This window comes from Azospirillum sp. VT-I1 (genome assembly GCF_055698305.1).
In genome coordinates this window covers 406,931-418,619 of the sequence record NZ_CP168807.1, presented here as the reverse complement: position 1 = coordinate 418,619, position 11,689 = coordinate 406,931, and the positions used below count along the sequence as shown (strand labels likewise).

The window sequence follows — 11,689 nt, the reverse complement described above, 5'->3', positions numbered from 1 at the left end:
TGGTCTCCAGCACCGACAGGTCGGTGGAGGCGTCGGCGCCGACGATCATCTGGGTGCTCTGCCCGGCGGGGAGAAGCGGCGCTTCTCCTCCTTCGCCTCCAGGATGCGCTCGCCCACCTGCCCCATCACCGCCTTGATCGACCCGCCGTCCTTCTCCGGCGCGAACTCCTTCAGGCTGCGGTCGGAGGCCAGTTCCAGGTTGATCGACAGCCGGTCGGCCCACAGCCCGGCCTGCTCGATCAGCCAGGGGCTTGCCTCCGGGATCGTCTTCAGGTGGATGTAGCCGGCGAAGCCATGGTCGCGCCGCAGCGTGCGCGCCACCAGCATCAGCTGCTCCATGGTGTGATCGGGCGAGCGGATGATGCCGGAGGACAGGAACAGCCCCTCGATGCAGTTGCGCTTGTAGAAGCCCAGCGTCAGCCGCACGACCTCGTCCACGCTGAACCGCGCGCGCCGCACGTTGGAGGAGCGGCGGTTGATGCAGTAGGCGCAGTCGAACAGGCAGTAGTTGGTCAGCAGGATCTTGAGCAGCGAGACGCAGCGCCCGTCCGGCGTATAGGCGTGGCAGATGCCGGCCCCGGTGGTGGAGCCGATGCCGTCCGGCCCGCCCGTTCGCCGCTTCGCCCCCGAGGACGCGCAGGAGGCGTCGTATTTCGCCGCGTCGGCCAGAATTTCGAGCTTGTCGAGCAGCGCGTCGTCCACCGCGATCACCCCTGTCCCTTGTGCCGTCCTTCGTCAATGTTCTCAATATGTTCTTTCGAAAGGAAAAGGCAAGCGGGGCGTCTTGAAAGCGGGCTGGAACGGGACCACGTGCTCAACAACCGGATCCGGGCCCCTCTGGCGACTTAGACGTGGTCGCGATGTCGGATCTCTTCACCTGCTCTTGCGCCGACGGGCGTGACCGCACTTGGAGGGACTGATGTCCTCACCCCTTGGACCATTCCTGAGACACCGCCCCCGGCTCCCGGCCCTTCCCGCCTCCGCCCTTGCCCCTGATGCTTCCCCGATGCGCGCCGCCTCTCCTGCGCGCCGTCCGCGCCTGGCGCCGCCTCGGGCAGTCGGCGCCGGGAGCGGGACCTCTTCCACAACCTCTTCATGAAGACGAGCATCGCCATGGACCACACCGAACGCCAGATCATCGACGACTTGTTCGCCAAGCTGCATCAGGCCGAGGCGCAATCCGGCCCGCGCGATCCCGAGGCCGAGGCGCTGATCCGCGAACGGATCGCCCGCCAGCCGGCCGCCCCCTACCTGATGGCGCAGGCCATCGTGATGATGGAGCAGGCGCTCGCCGCTTCCCAGGGCCGCAACGAGGAGCTGGAGCGCCAGCTGCGTGAGCGTCCCGCCCCTGCCGCCGCTCCGGCCCAGTCCGGTGGTGGTGGGCTGTTCGGCAGCCTGTTCGGCGGCGCCGCCAAGCCGGCTCCGCAGCCGTCATATCCGGCGGCGGCCCCGGCTGCCGCGGCCATGCCGTCCGGTTCCCCCTGGGGCCGTCCGCCGGCTGCGCCCGGCACGCCCGCCTATGGCGACCCGCGCGTCGCCGCCTATGCCCAGCAGCCGCGCGCCGGCGGCGGCTTCATGGCCGGCGCCATGCAGACGGCGGCCGGCGTCGCCGGCGGCATGCTGATCGGCAGCGCGCTGTCCGGCATGTTCTCCGGCGGCGAAGCTGTGGCGGCCGAGGCCGCGACCGCCGCCACCGACGCGGCGACCGCCGCCACCGACCAGGCCACGCAGGCGGTCGAGGACAGCGGCTGGAGCGATTTCGGCGGCGAAGAGGAATTCTGAGCCCCGCACCGGGCTGCGGGAGGGGGCGTCCCTCCTCCCGCGAACCGTGCGTTTTCAGGCGCCGGTTTCCCTCAGGCCTTCACGATGCGGTCGGCGAAGCCCTCGATGCCCTCGACGGCGCGCATCGCGTTGCGGGTGTCGACCACCAGCGGACAGTGGGCGGCCAGACTCCGGTAGTCGATGCCGTCATGGTCGGTGACGATCACCGCCGCGTCGAAGCCCGCCAGCGTCTCCGCATCCCAGGCGACGGAGGTGCGGCCGGCAAGCGCCGCATGCTCGCGGGTGACCGGCAGCACCGGGATGAAGGGGTCGTGGTACTCGACCGCCGCCCCCCGCTCCAGCAGCATCTCCATCAGCCGCAGGCCCGGCGATTCCCGGCTGTCGTCGACGTTCTTCTTGTAGGCCATGCCGACCAGCAGGATGCGCGCGCGGCTGAGTCCGATGCCGGCGCTGCGGTCGAGCGCCAGGGCCAGCCGGTCCACCACATGGCGCGGCATCATCGTGTTGACCTCTCCCGCCAGCTCGATGAAGCGGGTGGAGATCTGGTATTCGCGCGCCTTCCAGGTCAGGTAGAAGGGGTCGATGGGGATGCAGTGGCCGCCCAGCCCGGGGCCGGGATAGAAGGGCATGAAGCCGAAGGGCTTGGTCTTCGCCGCTTCGATCACCTCCCAGATGTCGATGCCCATCGGCTCGAAGACGATCTTCAGCTCGTTCACCAGGGCGATGTTGACGGAGCGGAAGATGTTCTCGGTCAGCTTGGTCGCCTCCGCCGCCCGCGTGCCGGAGACGGGAACCACCTGCGGCACCACCTGCTCGTAGAGCGCCACCGCCAGCCGCCGCGCGCCCTCGTCGTCGCCGCCCACCACCTTGGGGATGGTGCTGGTGGTGAAGGTGATGTTGCCGGGATCCTCGCGCTCGGGCGAATAGGCCAGGAAGAAGTCGCGCCCGCTGATCAGCCCGGTCTCTTCCAGGATCGGCCGCATCACCTCGTCGGTGGTGCCGGGCCAGGTGGTCGATTCCAGCACCACCAGCTGGCCCGGCCGCAGCCGGTCGCGGATCAGGCGGGTGGAGGCCTCGACGAAGCTCAGATCGGGCTCGCGCTGCGGCGACAAGGGCGTGGGCACGCAGACGATCACGGCGTCGCAGGCGGCGAACTCGTCGGCGTCGGTCGTCGCCCGGAACCGCCCGGTCGCCACCGCCTCGGCAACGCGTGCGTCGGCGATCTGCCGGATGTAGGAGCGCCCCTCGTTCAGCGCCGCCGCCTTGGCCGGGTCGATGTCGAAGCCGGTGACCGCGAAGCCCGCCCCGGTCAGCGCCAGGGCCAGCGGCAGCCCGACATAGCCGAGCCCGATCACCGCCACCCGCGCACTGCGGCCGCGATAGGCGCTTTCCAGGGACTGGATGTCGGGCGCCTGGAGATCGGGTGCGGTGTCCGCTGTGCTCATCATCGAAAACCTCGCATGGAAACCTAGCCTTTCAAGGTGGAAGGGGAAATGCGGAAACCGCGCATTTCCAAGGTCGACAGGAGTTGAACTGGCCGCTGAACAGTATTTATCGCTTTGAGCAGGCGCGTGATCGCTTTTATCGAGATCCAGGAGGACTTTCTCAAGCGTGAAGCTGAGCGGCTTGTGATTTCCGGATCAGGGCTCTTGCGCATTTTCTGACCGGCACCACGAAGGCGAAGGACCTGTGCTTCGATGTTGCCCCGGTTCGATGGTCATTGCCGTCCCCTGCTGGACTTCGCACATCCCGCTTCGCGGCCCTGACGCCGGTGTGGCGCCGAGGCAAATTCGCCGGCGGCAACCGTTACTACTCCCCCTCCCCTTCGCCACGTTATAGTGCCGGCGAGCCGGGGAAGGAGCAGTCATGGCGACGATCGAAGAGGCCCTCAACATCGCGATTGATCACCATGTCTCCGGACGCCTCATGGAAGCCAAGACCATTTACGGCCGCATCCTGGACGTCGATCCACGAAACGCGGCGACCCTGCATCTGGCCGGAGTCCTGGCCTGCCAGACGAACCGCTTCGACACGGCGCTCGATCTGCTGCTCCGCGCAGTCCGGGAGGCGCCCGGTGCCGCCAACTACCGCATCGACCACGCCAAGGCACTGATTGCCACGGAGGACTGGAGCGCGGCGGCGGCGGCCTTGCCCCCGGTCCTGACGCTGGCACCGCATGCAGCCGAAGGCTGGGACCTGCTGGCCCTGACCAGGCATCACACCGGCAATACGGACGGCGCCATCCTGGCGCTGCAACACGCCTGCGTCCTCGCACCCGACCGGTCCGACATGATCGGGCGGCTCGTCCTGCTCCACCAGCAGCGCGGGCAGGAGCATTTGCGGCGGTCCCGCCGGACCCTGGCCCTGGCGGATTTCCAACGCGCCGCCTTGCTGGCCCCGGCCGATGCCGAGCTGCGCTTCCTGCTGGCCACCGCGCTGCTCGATTCCAACCGCTTCGGCGCTGCCGCCGACGCCTACAGCCAGGCGCTGAGCCTCGATCCGGCAGAAGTCTCCGCCCTGTACAACCTGGGTATTGCCCTGACCAAGACGGGCCGAACGGAGGAGGCGTTCGCCGTCCTGCGCCGCGCCGCCCGTCTCGACCCCGGCCACATCGCCGTGCGTGACGCTCTCGTCCTGGCGCTGGAACCGCACAACCCGGCCGAAGCGGCTCTGTGGTCTGCCGATGCCCTGGCCCTGAAGCAGCTGCGGGCGAACGCCGAGGTCCCGCCGCTGCCCGCCGCCCCCATCGCGCCCGCCGCCCGGACCCGCAACATCGTCGCCTTCAGCCTGTGGGGCACGCAGGAAGTCTATATTCAAGGCGCACTCGCCAATGCCAAGGCGGTCCCCGCCGTCTTTCCCGGCTGGACCTGCCGCTTCTATCATGACGATTCGGTTCCCCGCCCCGTGCAGGAGGAATTGACCCGTCTCGGCGCCGAGACGGTTGCGATGCCGGCCGGCAGCGGGCGGTCGCATGGGTTGTTCTGGCGCTTCCTCGCTTCCGACGATCCAACCGTCGCCCGCTTCCTGTGTCGCGACTGCGACTCCCGCCCGACCATGCGGGAGAAGGCCGCCGTGGATGCCTGGATCGCGTCCGGCCTGCCTTTCCACGTCATGCGCGATCATGTCCTGCACACCGACCTGATCCTGGCCGGGATGTGGGGCGGTATGGCCGGTTTGCTGCCACCGCTGGCGCCGGTCATCGACGCCGCCGCCGACCGGGAGGCCGACCGCTGGCAGGACCAGCGCTTCCTGGCGGAATGGGTATGGCCGCGCATTCAGGACCGCGTGCTGGTCCACGACAGCGTTCATCCGATGGCGGGCCACCCCTTTCCGCCGGCCCCGGAGGATCCCGTGTCTCCGCACATCGGGGCAAAGGTGCTGCAGCTGCGAATCGCCGACGGCGATGCGGCGCCGGATCCTTCGGCCATGGAGCCGCCGGATTTCCCGCAGGACGTCGTCTTCCTGCCTGCCGAGCCCGGCCGCCACCCGCTGGCCGAACGGAGCGGCCGGCACGGGCTGATGCGGTTCTTCCCGATGGACAGCTATATCGGCCGTTCCCTCGCGCTGTATGGCGAATATTCGGACGCCGAGCACCGCCTTGCCGCGATGCTGGCGGGGCCGGGCGACATCGTGGTGGAAGCCGGCTCCAACATCGGCGCCCACACCGTTCCGCTGGCCCGTACGGTCGGCCCCGCCGGACTGATCCACGCCTTCGAGCCGCAGCGCGCAGTGCATGAGCTGCTGGCCCATAACCTCGCTGCCAATGGGATCGGCAATGTCGTCCTGCACATGTCGGCGGTTGGCAACGCACCCGGTCGGATCAGCGTCCCGGTCCTCAATTACGATGAGCCCGGCAACTTCGGCGCCGTCAGCATGGGCGCGGTCAACGGCGAGGTGATACCGGTCGAAACGATCGACGGCCTCGGCCTGGAGCGGCTTGCCCTGCTGAAGGCCGACGTGGAGGGCATGGAGACGCTGGTCGTCGAGGGAGCCGCCCGCACCATCGCCCGCTGCCGCCCGGCACTCTATCTGGAGAACGACCGGCAGAAGCAGTCAGCCGACCTGATCGCCATGGTCCAGGGATTCGGCTATCGGCTGTGGTGGCACATCGTCCCGCTCTACGACCCGACCAATATCGCCGGCAACGCCTACAACGCCTTCCCCGGCGTGATCTCGATCAATCTGCTGGCCCTGCCGGCCGGCCGCCCCTGCCCCCTGCCCAACCTGCCGGAGGTGACGAGGCCCGAGCAGTCCTGGCGTGAAGCCGCCTGGAGCGCCTGATCCTTGAGGCGTCCGCGCGGCTCCTCCCGGCCCCTCCAGCGTCGGTCCCGGTGCCGGGGCGGCCAAGGGTGCCAACCTCCCCGAACCCCCGGACCCCGCCCGCCATGACGCCGCAATCCCCGCCCCTCCTGCCCCAGCAGATCGCCCCGGTGGACGACCGCCAGTCGGCGCTGACCGCCCGCCACCTGGGCGGCGATCCCGTGGGGCTGTACGATTACTTCATGACGCTGCGCGAGGAGAGCGACCGGGCGCTCGCCGGCCTGCCGCCGGCCGCCGGCAAGCCTTATCCCTATGGCCGTTGCGAGGAGATCACCCGCGACCTCTTCGCCCGCCTGTCGCAGCGTCTGGCCCGGCCGGCCGGTCCGGTGGAGCGGGCGCTGCGCGCCTTCGTCGAGGAGGGCGGCGTGCTGCAAAGCGTCTGGGGCGTCCTGCGCGGGCAGTATTTCCAGAACGCGCTGCAGGTCGGCGCGCTCTATGTCGATGTGTCGAACGACACGGTGGTGGTCACCAAGCCGAAGGTGGAGATCCTGCCCATCGAGACCTCCGGTCTGGTGCCGGTGCGCGACCTCGACCATTTCCGGCAGACGGCGGAACGCTATTGGGGGGCGACGCTCTACGCCAACCATCTGGCGCCGACCCTGGCGCCCCTGCTGCCGATCCTGTCGGTCAGCCCCGGCCGGCTGGCGCCCGGCCTGCAATCGGCCTGCGACTACATGATCGCCCTGATGTGCCGCGACCGCTTCCGGGATGCCGAAGGCTGGCTGGAGACCGCCCCCGCCCCGCCCGCGGAGCTTGCCGCCGCCTGTCTCGCCGCCATCCCCGCCGACCTGCGCCCGCTGACCGACCAGCCCCGTCTGGAGGCGGTCGCCGCCTGCCGCCGCGCCCGGGAAGCCGCCTGCTGGGCCGACCCCGACTGGCGCACCGCCCGCGTGCTCGACTATCTGCGGCTCATGCGCGGGGCGGGAGTTAAGCCGCCTTACCCGGATGCGGCAGCGGCTGGATGGCGTCGAGCGCATCGCCGATTTCCGCCCGCGCGACCTTGGTCTCGAAAATGCTCTGCAGGTTGGTCCAATAGCGTGCGTCGGTCCCAAAGGCCTTGCCCAGCCTCAGCGCCATCGGGGCGGTGATCCGGCGCTCGCCGTTCATGATCTCCGTCACCGCGTTGGGAGGCACGCCGATATGCTCGGCAAAGCGCCGGGCGCTGAGGCCCAGCGCCTCCAGTTCGTCGCGCAGGAACTCGCCGGGATGGATGGGCGGGAGAGTGTCGGTGGCGGGATGGCTCATGACTCACATCTCGGTGGCTGCGATAGAACACCGGGGTGCGTCGATCATAGCCCCAATCAGTTGCGCATCGGAAAACAAGATCGACACGGATGTCACGGATTTAGCCACGGATTTCACGAATGTTCCTCCGCTTCGGTGTTGTTCCCGGACAGCCGGCGCGGTGCCGGTTCGGATATCCGTGTAATCCGTGCTCAAATCCGTGACATCCGTGTCGGTCTTGCCCGCCGTATCAGCTCCCTGTCGGCGTGCAGCTCCCCTCACAGCCGGTCCGTGCCGAAGGTGTCGCAGGCCTCGATCCGGCCGCTTTCCAGGCCGGTGCGGAACCAGCGGACGCGCTGGGTGGAACTGCCGTGGGTGAAGCTGTCGGGGCTGACGGTGCCGCCCGCCTGACGCTGCAGCCGGTCGTCGCCGATGGCACTGGCGGCGGTCAGCGCCTCCTCGACGTCGCCGGGTTCCAGCATGCGGCGGTCGCGGTTGGTGTGGTTGCCCCAGACGCCGGCGAAGCAGTCGGCCTGCAGTTCCAGCCGCACCGACAGGGCGTTGGCGTCGGCCGGGTTGTGCGCCCGCTGCTGGGCCGCCTGCACCCGGTCGGAGATGCCCAGCAGATTTTGCACATGGTGGCCGACCTCATGGGCGATGACATAGGCCTGGGCGAAGTCGCCGGGCGCCCGGAAGCGGTCGCGCAGTTCGCGGTAGAAGCCGAGGTCGATGTAGAGCTTCCGGTCCATCGGGCAGTAGAAGGGCCCCATCGCCGCCTGCGCCCGGCCGCAGCCCGACGATACCGTGCCGGTGAACAGCACCAGCGTCGGATCCTGGTACTGGCGCCCCATCTGCTGGAACAGGCCGCGCCATGTATCCTCGGTGTCGGCCAGCACGACGGAGACGAAGCGCTTCAGCTCGTCGTCGGCCTGGCTGCGCGGGGCCGCCTCGCCGATCTGCGTGCGGCCGGCCGGCGCCTGGTCCGCCGGGTCGCCGCCGCCCAGCAGCACCGTCGGATCGACGCCCAGCACCGCCGACACCAGCAGCAGCACGACGACCCCGCCGATGCCCAGCCCGCCCCGGCCAATGCGGATGCCGCCCCCGCCTCTTCCGAAGCCGCCGACTCCCCGGCCGCGCCGGTCCTCGACATTCCCGCTTTCCCGTCCGCCCTGCCACCGCATCTCCGCCCTCCTTCCGGCCGCCCCTGGTGACGGGCCGGTGGAGACGAAACCATGCGGCCGCCCGCGCGTTCCCCGGCGGCTTGCGGCCGGCAAGGGGAACTGGAAGGGTGGGACAAGCGGAACGCCTTGAAAAAACCCGCCCCCTCCCCATCTGGGAACATGGCCGACACCGCGTCCGCGGTGCGCGCCCCCGCCCCCTCCGGTTCATCGAGGGGGAGCCTTCATCGGGGACGCCGGCCTTTTGGAACATGCCCGTACCGGGGCCTGTTCCACTTTATCGGAGCCCGTGCGGCGGCGTGCGCCGCGATGGCTCCCGTTTCACGACGCCACACACAAACAAGAGCCGGCCGGCCCCCGAATCCATCGGTCCGCCCATCCGGCCTGGAGAATTTTCATGACGACCCCGATCCTGTCGACCGCTTCGCATTCCACCGGCCATTTCGCCGCCCAGCCCGCGCTTGCACCGGTCCAGCTGGCCGCCACCCGCCGTTCCACCCACGCCTCTGCCGGCCAATTCGCCGCAGCGGAGGGCAAAAAGCCCGATTTCCGCTCCAATCCGGAGCCGTCCGGCTTGACCCGGGGCGAACTGCGGCAGATTGTGCTCGACATCCTGGGCTGAGCCTCTTGACCCGGGCTCGCCCCTTTCTACCCATCCACGACCACAGGAGATCACCATAGCCAAGCTCTACGACGCGGACCCCGTCCGCGAAGGCCCGCGCCTCAACCGTGAAATCACCGCCCGTATGGTCCGCCTCGTCGGCGCCGACGGCGAGATGGTCGGCGTGGTGCCGCTCCGCCAGGCGCTGGATGCCGCCGCGGATGCCGACCTCGACCTCGTCGAAGTGGCGCCCCAGGCGGATCCGCCCGTCTGCAAGATCCTCGATTACGGCAAGTTCCGCTTCGAGGAGCAGAAGAAGGCCAACGAGGCGCGGAAGAAGCAGAAGATCATCGAGCTGAAGGAAATCAAGCTTCGGCCGAACATCGACGATCACGACTACGACGTGAAGATGCGCTCCGCCGTCCGCTTCATCGAGGAAGGCGACAAGGTCAAGATGACCATGCGCTTCCGCGGCCGCGAGATGGCGCACCAGGATCTCGGTCTGAACGTGCTCGTCCGCGTGCGCGACCAGCTCCAGGACATCGCCAAGGTCGAGCAGATGCCCCGGGTCGAAGGCCGCATGATGGTCATGGTGCTGGCCCCGCGCTGAGCACCGGACCAAAGGGAACCTGCGGGGCGGTTCGCCGCCCCGCCCCTTTCCCTACACTCTTTTTCCCTCCATGACTGTAATCCGCTTCCGGATTTCGCCGTCGCCAAATCGCGCCGGATTAATCCCGGAACATCCCGGCTGATGCGGCGTAATAATACCCGACTATTCGCATTGGGTTATTGACCCCGCAGGCGTCGAACGCGGATCATCCGACTTCCCGTTTTTTTCACCCCTGTGTTCCGGAAAGTCGTGGTTATGAGGGACGAACGCGTCGCGCCCGCCTGGGAGCCCATCTCCGGCGAACGGCAGTTCCGCCTGCTGGTCCAGAGCGTGGTCGACTACGCGATCTTCATGCTCGACCCCGCCGGCATCGTCCGCAGCTGGAATCCGGGTGCCGCCCGGATGAAGGGCTATGCCGCCGACGAGATCATCGGCCGGCATTTCTCCAGCTTCTACACGCAAGAGGACCGTGCCGCCGGCGTGCCCCGGCGCGCGCTCGCCACCGCCCTGTCGGAAGGCAAGTTCGAGGCGGAGGGCTGGCGCCTGCGCAAGGACGGCACCCGCTTCTGGGCCAGCGTCGTCATCGACCCCATCCGCGACGAGACCGGGACCTTGCGCGGTTTCGCCAAGGTCACCCGCGACATCACCGAACGCCGCAAGGCCCAGGAGGCCCTGGACGAAGCGCGCGAGGCCCTGGCCCAGGCGCAGAAGATGGAGGCGGTCGGCCAGCTGACCGGCGGCGTCGCCCACGACTTCAACAACCTGCTGCAGGCGATCAGCAGCAGCCTGGAGCTGATCGAGCAGCGGCTTTCGGCCGGGCGCACCGACATCGCTCCCTTCACCGCCACCGCGCGCGCCGCGGTGGACCGCGCCTCCACCCTGACGCGGCGCCTGCTGGCCTTTGCCCGGCGCCAGCCGCTGAAGCCGGAGCGCGCCGACCTGAACGCGCTGGTGGCGGGGCTGTGGGACCTGCTGGGCCGGTCGGTCGGCGAGGCGATCCGGCTGGAGCGCCGGCTGGCGGAGCCGCTGTGGCCGGTCCATGCCGACGTGAACCAGATCGAAAGCGCCCTGCTGAACCTGGTCATCAACGCCCGCGACGCCATGCCCGGCGGCGGGACCGTGACGGTGGAGACCGCCAACGCCAGCTTCGAGGCGGCCGACCTCGCCAACGATCCGGGGGTGGAGCCCGGCGACTATGCGGTCCTGACCGTGCGCGACAGCGGGACCGGCATGCCGCCGGACGTGCTGGCCCGCGTCTTCGAACCCTTCTTCACCACCAAGCCGATCGGCCAGGGCACCGGCCTGGGGCTGAGCCAGCTCTACGGCTTCGCCCGCCAGTCCGACGGCTTCGTCCGCATCGACAGCGCGGTCGGCCGGGGCACGGCGGTGCATCTCTGCCTGCCGCGCGACCATGGCGCCGCCGAGCCCGCCGTTCCCCCGTCCGCTTCCGAAGCCGGACTCCCCGTCCCGCCCGTGCCGTCCGGACCCGGCCGCGGCACCGTGCTGGTGGTCGAGGACGAGGAACTGGTCCGCATGCTGCTGGTGGAGGTGCTGGAGGGCGACGGCTACACGACGCTGGAGGCCGCCGACGGCGCCGAGGCGCTCGCCCGCCTGGGCGAAGCCGAAGCGGTCGATCTCCTGGTGACCGACGTCGGGCTGCCCGGCCTGAACGGCCGCCAGCTGGCGGAGATGGCGCAGGCGCGCACGCCCGGCCTGAAGGTGCTGTTCCTGACCGGCTACGCCTTCCAGGCATTGGACGACCGGCCCGGCGATGGCGCCGACGGGCTGGGCCGCAACATGCGGGTGCTGGTCAAGCCCGTGGCGGTCGACGCGTTCCGTGCCATGGTAGGCTCCATGCTGTCCGGCCGGTGACGCCCGCCGCAGGACAGCCCCGCTCCACCCCGCTCCGCCCTGTCCGATAGGGAAAACCACGAAGCCGACAGTACCCGTGCCGCAGCGGGGCTGCGCCAACCG

Annotated in this window: 9 protein-coding genes; 5 read left to right on the top strand and 4 right to left on the bottom strand. The window is 69.4% G+C overall.

Annotated features, from left to right (window positions below; genetic code table 11):
- Positions 1-45 precede the first annotated feature (45 nt).
- Entirely contained in the window at positions 46-702 is a 657-nt protein-coding gene (locus AB8P05_RS33025; protein WP_472762123.1) for a radical SAM protein, read from the bottom strand.
- A gap of 393 nt (positions 703-1,095) precedes the next feature.
- Here AB8P05_RS33025 and AB8P05_RS33020 point away from each other — a divergent pair, with 393 nt between their 5' ends.
- Positions 1,096-1,782 (top strand): DUF2076 domain-containing protein, encoded by a 687-nt coding sequence (locus AB8P05_RS33020; protein ID WP_472762122.1) that lies wholly within the window; start codon positions 1,096-1,098, stop codon positions 1,780-1,782.
- A 71-nt stretch (positions 1,783-1,853) separates the two neighbouring features.
- Here AB8P05_RS33020 and AB8P05_RS33015 read toward each other — a convergent pair whose 3' ends face one another.
- Positions 1,854-3,227: a nucleotide sugar dehydrogenase gene (locus AB8P05_RS33015; RefSeq protein ID WP_472762271.1), complete on the bottom strand. Its 1,374-nt coding sequence runs from the start codon at positions 3,225-3,227 to the stop codon at positions 1,854-1,856.
- Positions 3,228-3,648: 421 nt separating this feature from the next.
- Between AB8P05_RS33015 and AB8P05_RS33010 the strand changes: the two genes are divergently transcribed.
- Entirely contained in the window at positions 3,649-6,063 is a 2,415-nt protein-coding gene (locus AB8P05_RS33010; RefSeq protein WP_472762121.1) for an FkbM family methyltransferase, read from the top strand.
- 966 nt (positions 6,064-7,029) lie between these two features.
- Here the strand turns inward: AB8P05_RS33010 and AB8P05_RS33005 are convergent.
- Together AB8P05_RS33005 and ypfJ are read right to left on the bottom strand one after the other, a co-directional pair.
- Positions 7,030-7,347 carry a HigA family addiction module antitoxin gene (locus AB8P05_RS33005; RefSeq protein WP_472762120.1) on the bottom strand — a complete coding sequence of 106 codons (318 nt, stop codon included), beginning with the start codon at positions 7,345-7,347 and terminating at the stop codon, positions 7,030-7,032.
- Positions 7,348-7,604: 257 nt separating this feature from the next.
- Entirely contained in the window at positions 7,605-8,507 is a 903-nt protein-coding gene (ypfJ, locus tag AB8P05_RS33000; RefSeq protein ID WP_472762119.1) for a KPN_02809 family neutral zinc metallopeptidase, read from the bottom strand.
- 394 nt (positions 8,508-8,901) lie between these two features.
- Here ypfJ and AB8P05_RS32995 point away from each other — a divergent pair, with 394 nt between their 5' ends.
- The 3 genes from AB8P05_RS32995 (at position 8,902) to AB8P05_RS32985 (ending at position 11,587) form a co-directional block, all read left to right on the top strand.
- Positions 8,902-9,126 carry a hypothetical protein gene (locus tag AB8P05_RS32995; protein ID WP_472762118.1) on the top strand — a complete coding sequence of 75 codons (225 nt, stop codon included), beginning with the start codon at positions 8,902-8,904 and terminating at the stop codon, positions 9,124-9,126.
- A 124-nt stretch (positions 9,127-9,250) separates the two neighbouring features.
- Complete coding sequence (gene infC, locus AB8P05_RS32990) at positions 9,251-9,715, top strand: translation initiation factor IF-3 (RefSeq protein ID WP_462620153.1); 465 nt, start codon at positions 9,251-9,253, stop codon at positions 9,713-9,715.
- Positions 9,716-9,970: 255 nt separating this feature from the next.
- Positions 9,971-11,587 (top strand): PAS domain S-box protein, encoded by a 1,617-nt coding sequence (locus AB8P05_RS32985; protein ID WP_472762117.1) that lies wholly within the window; start codon positions 9,971-9,973, stop codon positions 11,585-11,587.
- Positions 11,588-11,689: the final 102 nt, after the last annotated feature.